Annotated in this window: 17 protein-coding genes; 10 read left to right on the top strand and 7 right to left on the bottom strand. The window is 67.9% G+C overall.

The window, feature by feature from the left end; genetic code table 11:
* Window positions 1-114: 114 nt before the first annotated feature.
* From D6T64_RS20040 to D6T64_RS20050, 3 genes are read left to right on the top strand one after another with little or no spacing between them, the layout of a single operon-like run.
* A complete protein-coding gene (locus D6T64_RS20040) occupies window positions 115-1,827 on the top strand; it encodes a circularly permuted type 2 ATP-grasp protein (protein WP_119976433.1) in 1,713 nt (570 codons plus the stop codon).
* The gene (locus D6T64_RS20045) at window positions 1,821-2,750 is read left to right on the top strand and encodes an alpha-E domain-containing protein (protein WP_119976434.1); all 930 of its coding nucleotides are present in this window, start codon (window positions 1,821-1,823) and stop codon (window positions 2,748-2,750) included. The genes D6T64_RS20040 and D6T64_RS20045 overlap by 7 nt, the downstream gene beginning before the upstream one ends.
* A complete protein-coding gene (locus tag D6T64_RS20050; RefSeq protein WP_119976435.1) occupies window positions 2,747-3,592 on the top strand; it encodes a transglutaminase family protein in 846 nt (281 codons plus the stop codon). Before D6T64_RS20045 ends, D6T64_RS20050 begins: the two co-directional genes overlap by 4 nt.
* A 245-nt stretch (window positions 3,593-3,837) precedes the next feature.
* On the opposite strand, the gene D6T64_RS20060 is transcribed toward D6T64_RS20050, so the two are convergent.
* Entirely contained in the window at window positions 3,838-5,322 is a 1,485-nt protein-coding gene (locus D6T64_RS20060) for a helix-turn-helix transcriptional regulator (RefSeq protein ID WP_119976436.1), read from the bottom strand.
* A 197-nt stretch (window positions 5,323-5,519) separates the two neighbouring features.
* Between D6T64_RS20060 and aceB the strand changes: the two genes are divergently transcribed.
* Window positions 5,520-7,211: a malate synthase A gene (aceB, locus tag D6T64_RS20065; RefSeq protein WP_119976437.1), complete on the top strand. Its 1,692-nt coding sequence runs from the start codon at window positions 5,520-5,522 to the stop codon at window positions 7,209-7,211.
* Window positions 7,212-7,261: 50 nt separating this feature from the next.
* Here the strand turns inward: aceB and D6T64_RS20070 are convergent, their stop codons facing one another.
* Window positions 7,262-8,644: a cryptochrome/photolyase family protein gene (locus D6T64_RS20070; protein ID WP_119976438.1), complete on the bottom strand. Its 1,383-nt coding sequence runs from the start codon at window positions 8,642-8,644 to the stop codon at window positions 7,262-7,264.
* Window positions 8,645-9,008: 364 nt separating this feature from the next.
* Here D6T64_RS20070 and D6T64_RS20075 point away from each other — a divergent pair, with 364 nt between their 5' ends.
* From D6T64_RS20075 to D6T64_RS20095, 5 genes are all read left to right on the top strand, one after another.
* On the top strand, window positions 9,009-9,584 hold the full coding sequence (locus D6T64_RS20075) for an alternate-type signal peptide domain-containing protein (RefSeq protein ID WP_119976439.1): 576 nt from the start codon (window positions 9,009-9,011) through the stop codon (window positions 9,582-9,584).
* Window positions 9,585-9,760: 176 nt separating this feature from the next.
* Window positions 9,761-10,273 (top strand): hypothetical protein, encoded by a 513-nt coding sequence (locus D6T64_RS20080; protein ID WP_147364624.1) that lies wholly within the window; start codon window positions 9,761-9,763, stop codon window positions 10,271-10,273.
* Between the two features lie 2 nt (window positions 10,274-10,275).
* Window positions 10,276-11,541 carry a hypothetical protein gene (locus D6T64_RS20085; RefSeq protein ID WP_119976441.1) on the top strand — a complete coding sequence of 422 codons (1,266 nt, stop codon included), beginning with the start codon at window positions 10,276-10,278 and terminating at the stop codon, window positions 11,539-11,541.
* Window positions 11,542-11,543: 2 nt separating this feature from the next.
* Entirely contained in the window at window positions 11,544-12,338 is a 795-nt protein-coding gene (locus D6T64_RS20090; protein WP_119976442.1) for a hypothetical protein, read from the top strand.
* Window positions 12,301-12,900, top strand: a complete 600-nt coding sequence (locus D6T64_RS20095; protein WP_119976443.1) for a signal peptidase I — start codon at window positions 12,301-12,303, stop codon at window positions 12,898-12,900. The genes D6T64_RS20090 and D6T64_RS20095 overlap by 38 nt, the downstream gene beginning before the upstream one ends.
* A gap of 7 nt (window positions 12,901-12,907) precedes the next feature.
* Here the strand turns inward: D6T64_RS20095 and D6T64_RS20100 are convergent, their stop codons facing one another.
* The 3 genes from D6T64_RS20100 to D6T64_RS20110 form a co-directional block, all read right to left on the bottom strand.
* Window positions 12,908-13,891 (bottom strand): NADP-dependent oxidoreductase, encoded by a 984-nt coding sequence (locus D6T64_RS20100; RefSeq protein ID WP_233551454.1) that lies wholly within the window; start codon window positions 13,889-13,891, stop codon window positions 12,908-12,910.
* 35 nt (window positions 13,892-13,926) lie between these two features.
* The gene (locus tag D6T64_RS20105) at window positions 13,927-14,673 is read right to left on the bottom strand and encodes a YqaJ viral recombinase family protein (protein ID WP_377010878.1); all 747 of its coding nucleotides are present in this window, start codon (window positions 14,671-14,673) and stop codon (window positions 13,927-13,929) included.
* A gap of 65 nt (window positions 14,674-14,738) precedes the next feature.
* On the bottom strand, window positions 14,739-15,053 hold the full coding sequence (locus tag D6T64_RS20110; protein WP_377010875.1) for a hypothetical protein: 315 nt from the start codon (window positions 15,051-15,053) through the stop codon (window positions 14,739-14,741).
* 190 nt (window positions 15,054-15,243) lie between these two features.
* Between D6T64_RS20110 and D6T64_RS20115 the strand changes: the two genes are divergently transcribed.
* Entirely contained in the window at window positions 15,244-16,389 is a 1,146-nt protein-coding gene (locus D6T64_RS20115) for a hypothetical protein (protein WP_119976445.1), read from the top strand.
* A gap of 154 nt (window positions 16,390-16,543) precedes the next feature.
* On the opposite strand, the gene D6T64_RS20120 is transcribed toward D6T64_RS20115, so the two are convergent.
* Both D6T64_RS20120 and D6T64_RS20125 read right to left on the bottom strand, forming a co-directional pair.
* Window positions 16,544-17,215: an ABC transporter ATP-binding protein gene (locus D6T64_RS20120; RefSeq protein WP_119976446.1), complete on the bottom strand. Its 672-nt coding sequence runs from the start codon at window positions 17,213-17,215 to the stop codon at window positions 16,544-16,546.
* A gap of 40 nt (window positions 17,216-17,255) precedes the next feature.
* Window positions 17,256-18,740, bottom strand: a complete 1,485-nt coding sequence (locus tag D6T64_RS20125; RefSeq protein ID WP_119976447.1) for an ABC transporter permease — start codon at window positions 18,738-18,740, stop codon at window positions 17,256-17,258.
* Between the last annotated feature and the right edge of the window lie 150 nt (window positions 18,741-18,890).

Below are 18,890 nucleotides of genomic sequence, written 5' to 3' on the forward strand. Positions count from 1 at the left end.
AGATGAGCCCTCGAGATGTGGCCGCCAAGCCGGCACGGAACCGGCCTCGGATGGGGGGAGTCGGGCGTGGCTTACCGAAACAATCTCGCAACAGGTCGGCAGTACGCTCGCATCATGGTTGACCTGTTCGCCGGTTACGGCGCCACTGCACGAGATCGATCCAGGCGCGGCGCGCCCACGGCGTGGGATGAGATGTTCCCCGACCCGACGTCGCTGACGCCCCTGGAAACCCGCGCCGCGTACAAGGATGTCTTCGGGGCGCTCGCCCGCATGACCCAGGAAGATCTGCGCGGACGAGCGGATGCCCTCGCGAGCTCCTATCTGGCCCAGGGCGTCACCTTCGACTTCGCCGGCGAAGAGCGGCCATTTCCGCTGGACGCCGTGCCGCGCGTCATCGAGCAGCAGGAGTGGATCGGCGTCGAAGCCGGCATCAAGCAGCGGGTGCTCGCCCTCGAAGCATTCCTCGATGACATCTACGGACCGCAGGCCGCGGTGCGCGACGGCGTGATCCCGGCCGCGCTGATCAGCTCCTCGAAGCACTTTCACCGGCAGGCCGCCGGCATCGTCTCGGCCAACAACGTGCGCATCCAGGTCTCGGGTATCGACCTGATCCGCGACGAGAAGGGTGCCTGGCGGGTGCTCGAAGACAACGTGCGGGTGCCCAGCGGCGTCAGCTACGTCATCTCGAACCGTCGGGTGATGGCCCAGACGCTGCCGGAGCTGTTCTCGTCGATGCGGATCCGCCCGGTTGGGGACTACCCCAACAAACTGCTGCAGGCCCTGCGCGCCTGTGCGCCGGCCGGCGGCGACGACCCCAACATCGTCGTGCTCACCCCCGGCATCTACAACTCCGCCTACTTCGAGCACACCCTGCTCGCCCGGTTGATGGGCGTCGAACTCGTCGAGGGGCGCGACCTGTTCTGCTCGGGCGGCAAGGTGTGGATGCGCACCACGGCCGGCCCGACCCGGGTCGACGTGATCTATCGCCGGGTCGACGACGAGTTTTTGGACCCACTGCAGTTTCGGGCCGACTCGCAGCTCGGCTCGCCGGGCATCATGCTCGCCGCCCGGCTCGGCAACGTCACGATCGCCAACGCGGTGGGCAACGGCGTCGCCGACGACAAGCTCGTCTACACCTACCTTCCCGACCTCATCAAGTACTACCTCGGGCAGGAGGCGATTCTGCCCAACGTCGACACCTGGCGCCTCGAAGATCCGGGCGCCCTCGAAGAGGTGCTCGACCGGCTAGACGAGCTCGTCGTCAAGCCCGTCGACGGCTCCGGGGGCAAGGGGCTCGTCGTCGGCCCCGCAGCATCGAAGGGCGAGCTCGCCGCACTGCGCGCCCAGCTGATCAAGGACCCGCGCGGCTGGATCGCCCAGCCCGTGGTGCAGCTGTCCACGATCCCGACGCTCGTCGACGAGGGCCTGAGGCCTCGCCACGCCGACCTGCGACCCTTCGCGGTCAATGATGGCAGCGACGTCTGGGTGCTGCCGGGCGGCCTGACCCGGGTGGCCCTGCCCGAGGGTGAACTCGTCGTGAACTCCAGCCAGGGCGGCGGCTCCAAGGACACCTGGGTGCTCGGCCTGGAACGCGACTTCGTCACGGGATCGGACATGGATGCCGCCCACGATATCGCCGGGCTCGTGGCCGAGCAGGCCGCGAACACTCACGGCACGCCGACGCAGTCGATCCCGGTGATCGGCCAGACCGTCGACCACTCGCCCGAGGACCGGCCGAAAGACCGCGACCAGCAGGAACAGCAACAGCAACAGCAGTCTCAGCAGCAACCCGCCCAGCACGTCACCCCGGAGGTCAGCGCATGCTGAGTCGCATCGCCGAAAGCCTGTTCTGGATCGGACGCTACATCGAGCGCAGCGACGGAACCGCACGCATCCTCGATGTGCACCTGCAGTTGCTGCTCGAAGACCCGTGGATCGAGGAGAACCTGGCCTGCCGCTCGCTGCTGCAGCTGATGGGCTCCGAGGTGCCGCTGCAGGAGGGCCTCACCCGGCAGGATGTGCTCGCGAGCCTCGCGATCGATCGCACCAACGCCGCATCCATCGCCTTTTCGCTGGAATCGGCGCGGGAGAACGCCCGCCGGGCGCGGGAGATCGTGCCCACGGAACTGTGGGAGTGCCTCAATACAACCAAGGTGCGGATGCCGCGCCGGGTGGCCCTCGAGAAGACGCACGACTACTTCGCCTGGGTGCGTGAGCGCGCCGCCCTCGCCGTGGGGATCGTCGAGTCCGGCTCGAGCCGCGACGAGGCCTGGCATTTCTTCACCCTCGGCCGCAGCCTGGAACAGGCCGACATGACCGCGCGACTGCTCTCCACCCGCTCGCTCACCCTGGCCAGCGGGCCATCGTGGACGACGATCCTGCGCTCCTGTGGCGCGTACGAGTCGTACCTCCGCACCTACCGCGGGGTGCCGTCGGCGCACAATGCGGCCGAGTACCTGCTGCTGGATCGCCTGTTTCCGCGCTCGATCCTCTACTCGGTGTCCCGCGCCGAGCAGTGCCTGCGCGAGATGGAACCGCGCACCGACCGCATCGGTGTGAGCGACCGGGCCCAGCGCATCCTGGGCAGGATTCGCAGCCAGCTCGAGTACCGGCCGGTCGCGGACGTGCTCGTGGAACTGCCCGCCCAGATGGAGGTGGTGCAGAAAGCCATCAGCACCGCCTCGGAAGCCATCGCGGAGCGCTATTTTCCGACCCACGCGACCCCGACCTGGACGGGAGAAGCCTCGTGAACCGCCTGCGCGTGCGCCACACCACCGGATATCGCTACAAGGGCGAGGTCGCGGCGTCGTACAACGAGGCGCGGATGCTGCCGGTCAGCTCCGCCGACCAGTTCGTGCTGCACTCCCACCTCGATATCTCCCCGGTGTCGAGCAGCCACACCTACCTCGACTACTGGGGCACGCGGGTGTCGTCGTTCGAGGTGCTCGTGCCGCACGAGGAGTTGACCCTGAGCGCGAACAGCCTCGTGGAGGTGCGGCCGCGGGCGCACCACACCGAGCCGTTGCCGTGGGACGCCCTCGCCGCGATGACGGCACGGTCGACGAGTTCGGTCGAACACACCTGGCAGACCAAACTGACCGATCCGACGACGGATGTCGCGGAGCTCGCCGCCGAGATCGCCGGCACGCACTCGAATCCCACGGATGCAGCGTTCGAGATCTGCTCCGAGATCGGCGACCGCATGCAGTACGTGCAGGGCGTCACCGGGGTGCACTCGACCGCCAAGGATGCCTGGACCGACAAACGCGGCGTCTGCCAGGACATCACCCACATCGCGCTCGGCGCGCTGCGTTCGGTCGGCATTCCGGCGCGCTACGTGTCGGGGTACCTGCACCCGAAACCGTCGGCCGAGATCGGCGAGACCGTGACGGGGGAGTCGCACGCCTGGGTCGAGTGGTATTGCGGCGACTGGCGCGGCTTCGACCCCACCAACCTGATCGATATCGGCGACCGGCACGTGGGGGTCGGCCGTGGCCGCGACTACAACGACGTCGCCCCGCTGCGCGGGGTCTACGCCGGGTCGTCGGGGTCTCAGCTGTTTGTGAAGGTCGAGATCACCCGGGAGGGCTAGCGATCACGGCACCCGCTGGAGCCGCTGGACCCGCTGGGCCCGCTGGGCCCGCCGGTCCCGCCGGTCCCGCCGGTCCCGCTGGTCCCGCTGGTCCCGCTGGTTGAGCCTGCGCGCGCAGCGCGCTGGTCGAAACCTAGCGAGCCGAACCTCGGACTGTAGGTCGGCTTGCGGGGTTTCGACCGCTCCACAAGCGGGCCTGCCGCCGGATTGAGCCTGCCGAAATCTCAACCAGCGGTGGTGACCGGTCAGTGCGGGGCGTGGGCCTCGAGAAACTGGTAGACCTCGGTCTGGTCGACACCCGGGAACGTGCCCGTCGGCAACGCGGCCAGCAGGCTCGTCGGAGTGCGGGCCGCCGGCCAGGACTGGCCGGCCCAACGGTCGGCGAGGTCACCGGGGGCGCGGCGACAGCAGGAGTCGTCGGGGCACTTCGATACTTCGCGGTGCACCGTCTCGCGGCCGCGGAACCACTTCACGTGGTCGAACGGCACGCCCACGCTCACCGAGTACTCGCCTTCCTTGGCCTTCTCGACCCGCGCGGTGCACCAGAACGTGCCGGTGGGGGTGTCGGTGTACTGGTACCAGGCGCTGAATCGGTCGGGTACGTCGAACACCGTGCGGGCCGTCCAGCTGCGGCAGACCGTGGTGCCCTCGACCGCGCCGAGCGCGTCACTCGGAAACCGCACCGAGTCGTTCTCGTAGGCCTTGATGATCGTGCCTGACTCGTGCACCTTCATGAAGTGCACCGGAATGTCCAGCCGCGCGGTCGCGAGATTCGTGAAGCGGTGCGCGGCGGTCTCATAGGACACCGCGAAGGCGTCGCGCAGGTCCTCCATCGAGATGCGGCGCAGGGATTTCGCCTCGGTGAGCATGCGCACGGCGTCGCGTTCGGGCAGCAGGATGGCCGCGGTCAGGTAATTCGTCTCGACTCGCTGGCGCAGAAATTCCGCGTAATTTTCGGGCTCTTTGTGTGCGCAGAGGTGGCTCGCGAAAGCCTGAACGATGGGGGAGCGGGAATCCCGCGACGATGACCGCTCGGTCGGCAGGTAGATGCGGCCGTTGCGCTTGTCGGTCACCGTGCGCGTCGAGTGTGGCAAATCGTTCACGTAATGCAGCGAGTAGCCGAGGTGGTCGGCCATGTCCGCAATGTCCTGCTGCGACACCGGGCCGCCGGAGTGCCCGACCGCGGTCAGCAGTTCGAGCGCCTGGGCTTCGAGCTCCGGAAAGTAATTGTCCTGTTCGCGCATGATGCCGCGTAGCTGGGCGTTGGCGCGGCGCGCCTCTTCCGGGGTAGCCACCCGCTCCCGATGCAGGCGGTCGATCTCATTGTGCAGGCTCAGGATCGTCTGCAGGGTATCGTCGCTCTGGCCCTTGCTGACACGGATGCGGGGCAGGCCGAGCGCCTCGAAGACGGGCCCGCGCACGGCACGCTCTACCGCGATCTCGAGCGCGGCGCGCGGAGAGGAGACCTCGGTGGTGAGCAGCTCGTCGAGCGTCGTGCCGAGTGCGAGTGCGATGGTGCGCAGCATTGACAGGCGCGGTTCGCGCTTGCCGTTCTCGATCATGGAGACCTGGGAGGGCGCGCGATCGATGGCGGCGGCGAGAGCGTCGAGGGTCATGCGACGTTCGGTGCGCAGCTCGCGGATGCGCCGCCCGAGGGTGAGCGCGTCGAGGGCCGGTTCGTCCGCGGGCACGGACAGGGCAGCGAGAGCGGTGGGATCTGCGGTGATCATGACTCGATCTTCATCATGACTCAGTGTGGCATGAGAATTCGTTGAAGTGGCAAAAGTTTCGCGGATCAGAAGAACTGGGTTGTTTCTGTCTGGGATTGGCCGGCGTGTCGCTTCCGCTGCCGCCATGGTTAGAACACAGGCAATCAACTACGACCCAACACCCCCGGGCCTACCTACTACTTTCCAAGGAGAAAACCATGACCCCCACCAGCCCGGCGACCATTGACCGCCCCGCACAGACCGCGCCGAAGACCGTGAAGACCACGACCGGCAGCTTCGCCACGATCCGTCCCCACCTCGACGTGACCGGCCCGCTCGGTGCCCGTTACGACGAAATCCTCACCCCGGAGGCCCTCGAGTTCCTCGCCGAACTGCACGAGCGCTTCGCCGGCACCCGCCACGACCTGCTCGCCACCCGTCTGAAGAACCGCGTGAACGCCGCCAACGGCCGCGACCCGAAGTTCCTCGGCGAGACCGCGGGCATCCGTTCTGACCCGAACTGGACCGTCGCCGGCGCCGGCCCCGGCCTCGAAGACCGCCGCGTGGAAATCACCGGCCCGACCGACCGCAAGATGGCCATCAATGCCCTGAACTCAGGCGCCAAGGTGTGGCTCGCCGACCAGGAAGACGCCACCAGCCCGACCTGGGCCAACGTCATCGAAGGCCAGATCTCGCTCTTCGACGCCGTGCGCGGCCAGCTCGACTTCACGAGCCCCGAGGGCAAGCACTACACGGTGACCGGCGACGCCAACGGCAAGACGCCCACCATCGTGATGCGCCCCCGCGGCTGGCACCTGGTGGAGAAGAACGTGACCTTCGTCGACCGCGCCAACCGCCGCATGGCCGCGTCGGGCAGCATCATCGACTTCGGCCTCTACTTCTTCCACAACGCGAAGCGTCAGATCGAGAACGGCCACGGCCCGTACTTCTACCTGCCGAAGCTCGAAAGCCACCAGGAAGCCCGCCTGTGGAACGACATCTTCACGTACTCCGAAGAGCGCCTCGGCATCGACCACGGCACCATCCGCGCGACCGTGCTGATCGAGACGATCCACGCCGCCTTCGAGATGGAGGAGATCCTCTACGAACTGCGCGACCACTGCGCCGGCCTGAACGCCGGCCGCTGGGACTACATCTTCTCGATCATCAAGACCTTCCGTGCCCGCGGCCGCCGCTTCGTTTTCCCGGACCGCAAGGAAATCACCATGACGGTGCCGTTCATGCGGGCCTACACCGAGCTGCTCGTGGCGACCTGCCACCGTCGCGGTGCCTACGCGATCGGTGGGATGAGCGCCTTCATCCCCAACCGTCGTGACCCCGAGGTGACCGAACGCGCCCTCGCGCAGGTGTCGGCCGACAAGAAGCGCGAAGCCGGCGACGGTTTCGACGGCACCTGGGTGGCTCACCCCGACCTGATCGAGACCGCGCAGGCCGAGTTCGACGCCGTGCTGGGCGAACGCCCGAACCAGCTCGAGCGCCTGCGCCCCGAGGTTAGCGTGACCGCCGCTCAGCTGCTCGACATCTCCACCGTCGGCGGCCAGATCACCGAGGCCGGCGTGCGCGGCAACGTGCTCATCGCGCTGCGCTACATCGAGTCCTGGCTGCGCGGCACGGGCGCCGCAGCGATCGACAACCTGATGGAGGACGCGGCCACCGCCGAGATCTCCCGCTCACAGCTCTGGCAGTGGATCCACGAGAACTCGGTCACCGCCGAGGGCCGTCGGATCGATCTCCCCTGGGTGGAGCAGGTGCTCGCCGAGGTGGTGGCCGGTCTTGACCGAACCCCGACCGACCGGTTCGACGACGCGCTCGAGGTGCTGCGCGACGCGGCCCTCTCGCCGGAGTTCCCGACGTTCCTCACCGTGGGTGCGTACGCTCGCTTCTTCTAGTCAGGCAGCTGAGCCGGTTGACGCCCCGCCGCCTGGTCCGCTTTCGCGGGTCAGGCGGTGGGGCGTTTCAGTTCCGCGTAGGCGGCGAGGGCCGCGCGGCGGGTCTCGCCCAGATCCACGAGCGGGGCAGGGTAGGCATCCGTTGCCCATTCCGGAATGTTCTGCCGGATATATTCCTCGTTCGGATCGAACTTTTTGGCCTGCAGTTCGGGGTTGAAGACCCGAAAGTACGGGGCAGCGTCGGCGCCGGACCCGGCCACCCACTGCCATCCGAAGGGGTTGCTGGCCGAGTCGGCGTCGACTAGGCAATCCCAGAACCATTGCTCGCCCTGGCGCCAGTCGATCAGGAGATTCTTGATCAGGAATGAAGCCGTGACCATACGTACGCGGTTGTGCATACTTCCGGTGCGCCACAGTTCGCGCATGCCGGCGTCGACGAGGGCGAAGCCGGTTCGGCCGTGCTTCCATGCTTCGAGCGCCCGCTCGTCGAGAGGCGGCCAGGGGAAAGCGTCATAGTCCCGCCGCAGGTTGACAGTGGCGAGGTCGGGGGCGTGAAAGAGCACGTGCCACGCGAACTCCCGCCAGCCGAGCTCAGTGAGAAAACGGATGCCGCTCGCCGCGTCGGCTCCCGTGGCCGTGCGCTGCACCTGCTGGGTGGCGTGCCAGACCTGGTACGGGCTGATCTCGCCCCAGCGCAGGTGCGGAGACAAACGCGAGGTCGCCTCTTCGGCCGGGGCATCGCGCTCGCTGGCGTAGCGGGGGAGGGTGTCGCGCAAAAACGTGGTGAGGGACTCGTGGGCGGCGTCTTCGCCGGGAACCCACGCGGCTCGCAGGCCACCGGCCCAGTCGGGGCGGGTCGGCAGCAGGGCCCACGATGCGAGGTCGTCGGAGTCGAGGGATGCTGACCGCCCCTCGAGAGATTGCGGCGCCGGGTACGGTTGCCGCGGAGGTGGCGCGGCGTTGCAGGCCCGCCAGAACGGGGTGAACACCGAATATGAGCCGCCGGCTCCGGTACTGATCGTCCACGGCTCGAACAGCAGCGACCCGGCGAAGCTGTGGGCGAGTACCCCGTTTTCGCGCAGACCCGCCTTGATCTCGGTGTCGACCGCACGTTCAGCGCCGCCGTAGCGCCGGTTCCAGAGCACGGCTTCGGCGTCGACGGATGCCGCGAGCTCGGCGATGATCGGCCCGGCGGCTCCCCGGCGCAGCACGAGAGGCACGCCCAGACGCGCGAGGGACTCGGCGAGGGCGGTCAGGCTGCCGTGCAGCCACCAGTGCGCCGCTGCGCCGAGCGGCCGAATACCGGGGGACTCTTCATCCAGGACATAAACGGCGACGATCGGGGCACCATGCTCGGCCGCGGCGTGCAGTGCCGGGTGGTCGGCGAGGCGCAGGTCATCGCGAAACCAGACTATCGATGGGCGTGTGGTCAAGCGTGGCCTCCAGTGTCACATCCAGTGTCTCGCATGGGTCTGACAGTTCGCTACGGAGACTAGACGTGTCTGTCTAGGGAGAACTCGCTTCACAATGAGTGAAGGGAGCCTAACGAGTCCAGCTTAAATTTAATGCCATTTGACGGCGTAATAACTGATGTAGCACCCTGAACCGGGCGAGAGGATTGGATACTGCAGGTACTGAATGTGACCTTTACTGGGGGCCTTGGGTGGACAGACAACTCTGTCTGTCCGTTCTAGAGTCAGATCAACGGATCGGAAACAGTCGAGGACCATCAGGCCAGTCGGAGTTCAGTCCGCAAGAGCTCGATACCCCGGACCCGGTGTCGCGAAAGGAATTCTCATGAACACCCTCCTCAAGGGCAGCATTGCCGGAGTCGCCGGTATCGCCCTCCTCCTCGGCGGAGCCGGTACCTTCGCCCTGTGGAACTCATCCGCAACAGTCGACGGCGGCACCATCGTCGCCGGTGAGCTGGACGTCGAAGCCGCGGCGGCTGGAGTCTGGACGGTCAATGGGGCCGCGACCATGGCTACGCTGGATGACTTCGTGGCCGTCCCTGGTGACACTATGGTCTTCACCCAGACGCTCAACATCACCGCCTCTGGCGACAACCTGGTCGCCACCCTCGAACTCGATCCCGCCTCGATCGGTGCGAGCACGGTGGGCAACGACGCGGATGATGCGCTCGCCCTCTATCTCCAAAAAGGGGCTGTGCTGGCGGCAGACGGCACCGGCATCGGCGTCGTGTCCGCGGACAATGTGACCACCATCACCGCTGGCGCCACGGGCGTCACGGAGGCAGTCGACGTCACGGTGACGATTGATTTTCCGCAGAATGCGGTTGCCGGTTTCGAAAACGACACCATGCTCGGCTCGGTCGACCTGTCCGACATGGCACTGACCCTCACCCAGAAGTAAGCCCCACGGGCTGCTCCCACCGACCGGCGTGTCTGCCTCCCCCCGGGCAGGCACGCCCACCTCTCTAAACACCTAACCAGCAATACGCCACGACGGAAAGGGCGGTGGTTTCCATGATTCATGGACGCCACTCGCCCTCCCGCCGTGGCTTTTTCTCTGCGCTGTCGGTGCGGTCGATGCTCCTCACCGCCGCGATGCTCGCGCTCACGCTCTGCATGGTCGTGGTCTCGTCCGGCGGCACGTACGCGCGGCTGAGTTCGCGGGCCCCCATCCCGGCCTCGACGATTTCGAGCGGCTCGGCGACCCTGACAGTCTCGGCCCTCAGCCTGCCGACGACCCTCCTTTACCCCGGGCTCACCCTGGCGGCAGCGGTGACCGTCACCAATACCGGCGACGTGCCGCTCGTGCTCTTTCCGAGCCTGACGCCGCCCGCCACCACCACCGCCCTCTCCGGTGTCCTCACCGTGGGCGTCGCGGTCGTCGACTCGCCCACCGCCTGCACCGCCGCCACGGCGGCGACGTGGACCAAGACCTTCGCCGGCCCGGCGAGCGACAGCTTCTCTTCGACCCTGCCGATTGGCGGATCCGCGACCCTGTGCGTTCAGGCCACTCTGCCGATGAACGCGCCGGCCGCGTCCAGCAATTCCGCCACAAACTTTGCCCTGGTCATCACCGGAATCCAGAACTGACCATGTTCCCACAACACCGCACCCGCACCTCCCGCGCACTGCTGATCGGCGCGGCCGCGATCGCCATCGCGCTCGCTGGCGCGGGTACCGCCCAGGCGACCTGGTCTACTTTCGCCAGCACCACCGCATCCGTCGCCTCGGGAAAGGTCAGCGTCAGCCAGACCGGCTTCGCCGCGCTGGACATCGACTACACCTCACAGGCGCAGACAATTGTGAAGCCGGTCACCATCGTGAACGGAAACGTGCCCGCGACATACACGGCCGTACTCAGCGTCGCCTCCAGCAGCGGATCGCTGGCCTCGAAGGTCTCGGTCAGTACCTGGAACGCCGCCACGAGCCCCTGCGCGGGTACCATCCCAGCGAGCGCCACGACGGGATCATGGAGTTTGACCACGAGAAATCTCACGGGAACCCTCGCCGCCGGTGCCTCCGCGACGTACTGCGTCAGTGCGACTCTTCCCTCCGCCGTCACAGCGACCAGCACGAAACAAACCGTGACCGCACAGCTGAGCCTCAGCGCCGCGGCGGGTACCTGGACGGCGGCGGCCCCGGCCGCGACCGCCGTGCAGACCCTGACCGATAACGTGGCACCCCGGGCACCCGGCCGGCCCTGCATCAATTCTGTGACGGATGCCAGCATCACCATGGACTGGAGGGCCCCCGAAGGCGGCCAGCTCACCTACAACGTCTATCGTGACGGCGGAACGACGCCGGTCGGCACGGCGACGTCGACCGCAAGCGGGGCCACGGTCGTGTTCACCGACACCGGACTCAGCGTCGGGTCGACGCACAGTTATACCGTGCAGGCCGTCGATGCGGCCGGCAATGCGTCAGCGAAGTCACCGTCGACGACCGCCGAGACGTCGTCGCTGCCTTCGGAAAACGCGACCTACCAGGTGCGCAACAACGGCCTCTGCGTCGCGGGCGGAACGGCTGGAACGCCGCTCACGATGGCGGCCTGCAACGGGTCCGCCGCGCAGGCGTGGAAGTACACGCTGCGTTCGTCGCATAATTCATGGAGCTACTCGGTGCTCGGCGCGTCAACCAACGTGGCCTGGGATCGCTCGAACTCTCCCGTGCGTGCAGCGACCTACAGCTCCGCCTCCAGCTGGCAGAAGTGGTCGGCTGAGTTCGGCCAGAACGGCCAGTTCAGCTTCACTAACGGCGGCGATCAGTGCCTGACCGTGTCCGGTTCGACCCTGGTGATGCTGACGTGTACGGACGCCAATGAAGCCGCCCAGGTCTTCACCATCTGGCGGGTGGGCTGACCATGGCCGGCACCCGTGGCCGGGCGGCACGCGCCGTGCTGGCGGTGGCCGTGACGGCTCTGCTCGCCCTCACGATCGGTGTCCCGTCTGCCACGGCGGCGCCGATCGACCTGACCCTCAGCACCGATGGCGTGACGTTTTCCGAGACCCTTCCCGGTGGCCTGTTCGACGACCTCGGCCTGCTCATTCCGCGGGGTTCGCAGTCGGCGACGCTGTGGGTGAAGAACCCGACCGATTCGGCGGCCTCGCTGCGCATCAGCACGCGTGACCTGGTCGTCTCCGACCCGGTCTTCGCCGGGGTCGTCTCGCTGGCGACGTGGAATTCCGCTACCGGCGCGGCCGCCACCACCACGCTGGCCGCCGCCGACGGATGCCGCACCCTGGTTTCCACCGGCAGCCTGGCGGCCGGCGAGACGGTGCGAATCGTGGTGACGTTCACCATGGCGGACGCGACGGGGCTCACGGGACAAAACGGGTGGGCCACCCTGAACTTTCTCGTCACGATGCGGCAGGACGCGGCCGGTGTTCGGCCGGAGTCCGCGTGCGATGACGGCGGCGTGCTCGTGCCGGTCGTCGCGCCGACCGCTGAGGGGGTGGCTGACCCGGGCCATCGGCCCGTACTGCCGCTCACGGGTGTGCCCCAGGCACTGCCCCTGCTCGTGCTCGCTGCGTTGTTCGTGGGCGCCGGCGTGATCGCACGGGTGGCACACGACATCCGTGGTGCCGCCGAGTGCGCCAGACTGGGCACGGGGAGGAATCATGGCGGGCATCCGCTCGGTCACACGCGGTCGAGGTGACCAGCACCGCGGCCTGGGGCACTATCTCGGCGTGGCGTTGAGCGCCGCCGTGCTGCTGCTCGTGCTCGCCCTCGCCGTGCTGCTGATCGTGGTGCCGAAAGTGGCCGGCGGGATCCCGCTCACCGTGCTGACCAGCTCGATGGAACCGGGCCTGCCGCCGGGAACCCTCATCGTCGTCGCCCCGGTCGACCCCGATACGCTGCAGATCGGCGACGTGGCGACCTACCAGATCCGATCCGGTGAGCCCGGGGTGATCACCCACCGCATCACCCAGGTCATCTCGAGTTCGAACGGTGAGCGCAGCTTCATCTTTCAGGGCGACAACAACAGCGATCCCGACGCCGATGTGGTGCTGGCCGAGCAGATCCAGGGTCGCCTCTGGTACTCGCTGCCGTTCGTGGGATACGTCAACAATGCGGTCAACGGGGTGAATCAGGCCTGGATCATCCCGCTCGGCGCGGGCCTGCTGTTTCTCTACGCCGGCTGGTCGATCGGGCGCGGCATCGTGACCGGGGTGCGCGGGCGGCGTCGACACCGGATGCCGACGCACCGCGCCGACTGACGCGCGGCTACTCGCAGACCCGCAGCACGATCTTGCCGCGGGTGTGGCCCTGCTCGATCTGTCGGTGGGCGGATGCCCCCTCGGCCAGGTCGAAGACCCGGTCCACGTGTGCGCGCACCAGGCCGGCGTCGAGCAGCTCGGAGATCTTCTCGAGGGTGTGCCGGTCGGAAGACACTCGAAAGCCGGTCGCCCGCACGCCGGCGGCCGCGGCGTCATCGGCCATGGTGGGCCAGCTGCCGGTCGGCGCGTTGACGAGCAGGCCGTCGGGCTTCAGCACCGCGAGGGACCGGGTGCCGGTGTTGTCGTGCACGTTGCCGATCAGGTCGATCACGGTGTCGAAGCCGCTCAGCTGCTCATCGAAACGGCCCGCGGTGTAGTCGAAGACCTCGTCGGCACCGAGCTCCCGCAGGAACTCAAGGTTGCGGGTCGATCCCGTGGCCGTGACCTGGGCGCCCTGGGTGTGGGCGAACTGCACCGCGAAGTGGCCGACGCCGCCGCTGCCAGCGTGGATGAGCATCCGCTGCCCGGCCGCTGCCTGGGCCGTTTCGACGACCATGCCCCACGCCGTGAGCGCGGCGAGCGGCACGGCCGCCGCCTCGACGTGGCTCAGCCGGGCCGGTTTGCGGGCGACGCTGAGCGCCGTGACGGCAAGGTATTCGGCGAAGCTGCCATTCGTGCGGGGAAAACGGGTCATGCCGTAGACGGCGTCGCCCGGCTGCAGGTGGAACGCGGGATAGGGCGAGGTGACGACAACGCCGCTGAAGTCGTAGCCGAGGATCGCGGGGAAACCGGCGATCTCGGAGGCGGCACCCTTGCCCGCGCGAATCTTCGCGTCGATCGGGTTCACGCTCGCGGCCATCACGCGCACGATGAGTTCATCGAAGATGGCCGTGGGGGTGGGCACGGAGGCAAGGTGCAGCTCGTCGGCATCTCCCGTCTGGTCGATCACGAGGGCACGCATGGTCGTGGGCATCTCTCTGAAAGTCAGCATGAGGCCCAGTCTGGCGCATGCACCCGCCGACGCGGTTACCGGTCGTTGTAGGGATTGTCGGGGCCGCCGTGGCGGTCGCCCTCCGGAGCCCGGTGCGGCACCCCGCGTCGGGCGGCTCGCTCGGTGGCCTGGCGGTTCAGAATCTCGATCAGGTCGTTGGCAAAACCGACCAGGATCGCGATCTGGTCCTCGTCCCGCTCGATCCACTGAAACTCGGGCACGTCGCTGATGGGCACGAAGTTCTCGTGCTGCTCCCACACCAGCAGGGTGCGGTCGGCGCCGAGCACGTACTGCTGCCACCAGACCTGGCGCAGGTAGTTGCGGGGAATGCTGCGCCACGCCTTGCTCGTGGTCTTGATCTCGCACAGCTCAAGGGTTCCCGCGGTGCCAGGGCCCACGCCGTCGGGGGTCGCCAGATGGCGAGGCGCGTCGGCGGCATGAAAGAGGTTGGTACTGGGCTCGATGCCGTAGTTCTGCAGAACCCAGTCGGCGATCACGGGTTCGCGCGCACGACCGTGGTCGGTGAAAGTATTGCCGCCGAAGTTCGACCGGTTCATTTTGTCGTTGGCGGCGTTCTGCACGGATTTGGGGGTCGCGAGTTTGGCGACATCCGTTGCCGTGATGCCCTGGTTGCGGGCGCGCATCCAGGCGACGCGGTCGGTGGAATCGGCGACGATGCGCAGCGTGTGCGGGGCGATGAACTGCGGCAGGGCCGCGGGTGCCGGTGCCGATTCCGGTGCGGAGCCCTCCAGATCGAAGAGGGCAAGCAGGGTATGAGGCACCCCGCTATTCTCCCTCTCTTGCCGAACGTCGCGCGCCACCGAGCCCGGCGCGCCCGACGGCAGGGTTAGGAGTCGGTGCCGAACTCGCGATCGATGAGTGACTGCACGTCACGGTCGAGGACATCGATGCGCGCGCTGACCTCGGCCAGGCTGGCTCTCATCTCGGCCCGGTCTGCCCTCATCTCGGCCCGCACAACGGCGAATTCGGCGGTCATCTCGGCGCGCAGCCCGCGGAATTCGGCCTGCATCTCGTTCCGCAGTCCGCCGATTTGAACCGTGATGGTGCGGTTGACCTGACCGGTCAGGGCCGCGATCGTGCCGAACAGGGCAGCGGCGAGAACGCCGATGACCGTCCAGACCTGCGGTTCCGTCATCGTCACCCCTCCAGTGTGCATCCCGAACAGGGCACACGCTAGACCCGCCGCGGCGCGAAACACACGTCCGGGAGCCATCCGTGGAGAACCCCGCACAGTTCCGGCCTGTGGAGAGATCGCGCAATCGTTGTCTCCGCGTAACCTGGGCCCGATAGCGTGGCAGTACGTAACCAGATGCACCAGATGGGGGTCTGCCATGTCGCATCCGATTCGATTCGCCCCGCTGAGATCAACGCTGAGATCAACCGCGACGGTGAGATCGACCGTGACCGTGGCTGCGTTCGCGGCCGTCTTGCTCCTGAGCGGATGCGCCGGCCAGGCCGGCCCCGGCGACTCGCGCGACGCGGCGCCCGCCGAGGTTGTCGCCGGAGTGGACTGTCAGGCGCCGAATCTGAACCAGGGCATGCCGGTCTACCCGTCAGCGCCGGAGCCGGCGACGGATGCCCCGGTGCGCCCCGACGCCCCGGCCGCCGGTGACGTGCCGGCCGGCTTCGACCCCGTCACGCTGTACCGGTGCACCTTCATGGACACGGTCGAAGACGAGCAGGGCCTGTGGTCCGCGGTCACCGTCGAGACGCTCACGGGCGATTTCACCCGGCTGGTCACGGCCCTCGCCGAACCCGATGACGAGCCGGTATTCAATCAGGCCTGCACGGCCGACATGGAATTGGTGCCCGATCTTTGGCTTGAAAACGCGGCCGGGGAGGCCATGCGGGTGGCCTGGCCGGTGACCGTGTGTGGCAAGACGAAACCCGCCACGCACGCCGTCGTCGATTCGTTCATGGTCACCGCGACCGAGAAGCTTCCGCTCACCCTGATCACGAGCCGTGAAGCTCTTGATGCCGGCTGCGCCATGCAGGGGTCGATCCCGCTGTGGGGCGGCCTGGAGCAAATCGAATGGCCGCCGCTGGTCGCCGACGGTTCCCCGGCGGTCGTGGCTGAATCGGCGGGCACGACGCCCGCACCCGGCGCGCTGTGCCTCTACACGGTCGAACCCGGCCAGGGCGAGCTCGAGCCTATCCCGGGTGCCGATGCCGAGCTGCAACAGCAGCTGCAGGACTCTGCCGTGTTCATCGTCAACGGTGGCTTTTCCGGAGCCGTGACGTTGCCGGCCGCCACCCGTGCGCTTCTGGAGGGCGCGGCATCCGGTGACGGTGCGCCCGCCGCCGACTGCGACACCGTGGCGTCGCGGTTCGCCCAGGTCGGGTCCTCCTCGTCGGGGTCGGCCGTGGTGACCGCTCCGGTCACGGTCGAACTCGACGGGTGTGAGCGCGTCTTCAGCTCGACCGGCACCGCCTGGCAGATGTCAGCCGAGCTGCGCGCGGCGCTCGCCGGCGTGTGACACCGCGCCGGAGCATCCGCCTGCCCGTACCATTCGACGGCCCGTACCATTCGCTTGCCCGTACCATTCGACGGAGATCGACCGCTGCCGCGCTCACGCCGGGCATAATCGGCCGTCGGCGGCGCTCAACTCCGTCGAATGGTACAGGGGCGGGTCAGGCGACCTCTGTCAGCACGCCCTGCTTGATGTGCAGGCGGCGCTGGGCGCGGGCGGCGACGGCCGTGTCGTGGGTGACCACGATCAGGGTGAGGCCGCGGTCACGCCAGAGGCCCTCGAGCAGCTCCATGATGTCGTCACGGGTGTCCTCGTCGAGGTTACCGGTGGGTTCGTCGGCGAGCAGCACGGTCGGTTCCTTCACGAGCGCGCGGGCGATGGCGACCCGCTGCTGCTGGCCACCGCTGAGCTCAGCCGGCAGGTGGGTGAGGCGCTCGCCGAGGCCCACCGCCGCGAGCGCTTCAGCGGCCCGGGACTTGCGCTCGCTGGCCGGGATCCCGAGCGGCGCGAGGGCGGTCTCCACGTTTTCCTGCGCCGTGAGGGTCGGGATCAGGTTGAAGCCCTGAAAGACGAAGCCGATCTCGGTCGCCCGAATCTTGCCGAGCTTGCCGTCGCCGAGCGTCGAGAGGTTCGACGTGCCGAGCTCGACGGTGCCGTCGGTCGGCCGGTCGAGGGCTCCGAGCATCTGCAGCAGCGTGGACTTGCCGCCGCCGGTCGGGCCCTGGATGGCGACCATCTGGCCGTTGGGAATCGAGACGCTCACGTTCTTGAGCGCGGTGACGGTGCGCTTACCCTGCGAATAGGTCTTGGTGACGTTGGTCAGTTCGTACATGATGCTCTCCTATAAAGGTATGTAAGTGGATGCCGCGGGGTTACGCGATGCTGCGCAGCGCCTCGGCGGGGCGCAGCGACGAGGCACGCCAGCCGCCGATCATGCCAGCGATGAGGCCACCCAGCACGGAGAGACCGACCGCGAGCAGGATGACGGAGAAGGTGACCGGCACGCTCAGCAGGATGTCGCTGGTGGCGGCCGCTGCCGCCGCCTCGCCGAAGCCGCCGGGTCCGCCGCCGGGGCCGCCCATGGCTTCGGTCGATGTCGCGGCGCCGGCCGTCAGGGTCGGGGCGACGAGGTTGATGACGAGGATGCCGGCCAGGCCGACCACGATGCCGACGGCGCCACCGATGAGCCCCTGCACGAGCGATTCGCCGGCCACCTGCCGCACGATCTTGCCATTGCTCCAGCCGATGGCCTTGAGGGTTCCGAATTCCCGGGTGCGGCGGGTGACGCCGCTGATCGTGAACAGGATCGCGATCAGGAAGGCGGCGGCGAGCACGATCAGGGAGAGCCAGAGGCCCAGGTTCTTGACCAGGTCGGAGGCGCTGGAGAGCGATCCGGAGACGCTCGAGGCGAGGTCGGACTGAGTGTTGACCGTCGAGTCCGGCAGGGCCGTCTCGATGTCGGACTGCACCTGGTTGATCGCGGTGGAGGCGCTCGCCTGCACGTAGATGTCGGAGACCTGGTCGGTCAGGCCCGAGAGGGTCTGCGCTACGTCGAGGGGGATGTACACGTTGGAAGCGGTCGCGGCATCCGCCGTCGTGGCGGTGACGAGGCCGACGATTTCGAAGTCGGTGTCGGCGATCGTCACGGTGTCACCGACGGCGAGCGAGGCGGTGGTCGCATAGCTGGAGTCGAGCACGGCGACGTTGGTGTCGGCATCCGCTGCGGCGAGGGTACGGCCCTCGGTGAGGGTCACCGAGGAGAGCGGACCGACGGCCTCATCGGCGGGGTCGAGGCCGAGCACGGTGAAGGAGTCGACGCTGAAGGCGCTTCCGCCGGCGCCGTCGGGCCCGCCGGCGGGGCGTTCGCCCGCGGCCGGCATCGTGCCGGTGGCTGCGGCATCGGTCGAGTCGGTCGCGGCCATGTCGGGTACTTCGCCGGCGAAGCTCGTGTTGCTCAGGGCGAGCGTCGCGGCGGCGGCGGAGACATTGTCGACGGTGGTGACGGTGTCGAGCGCGGAGGCGTCGAAGGTGGTGGTGCCGCGTTCGGGTTCGAGCCGGGATTGGCTGACGCTCGTGGTGCCGTCGGTGGTGGCGCCGTCGTCGGCGCCGAAGTCGAACCGCTGCGGTCCGCCGGTGCCGGCCTCGCCCTCGGTTGGGGCGACGGCTTCCTGGCTGACCGTGATGTCGGTGCCCACGCCGTATACGGATTCGAGCACGGTGGCCTGGGCGTTCTGCACGCCGGCCGAGACTGCGTTGACGATGATGACCAGGGCAATCGCCAGCGCCATGCCGATCGCGACGATGGCGGTCTGCTTGCGGCGGCCCGCGAGTTCCCGTCGGAGGTAGGTGGTAAACATGGGGCTCCAGTTCCGGCGACCGAGCGGGTCAGGATCACCAGAACCGACGCTAGGGAGGCCGTCTATGCCGAAACTATGGGGGATGTAAGAGTCGGCTATGAATGATGTGCCCCGCCGGTGAAGCGGATGCACCGGGCTGCCCCACAGGTA

Source organism: Cryobacterium melibiosiphilum (assembly GCF_003602235.1).
Taxonomy (GTDB): domain Bacteria; phylum Actinomycetota; class Actinomycetes; order Actinomycetales; family Microbacteriaceae; genus Cryobacterium; species Cryobacterium melibiosiphilum.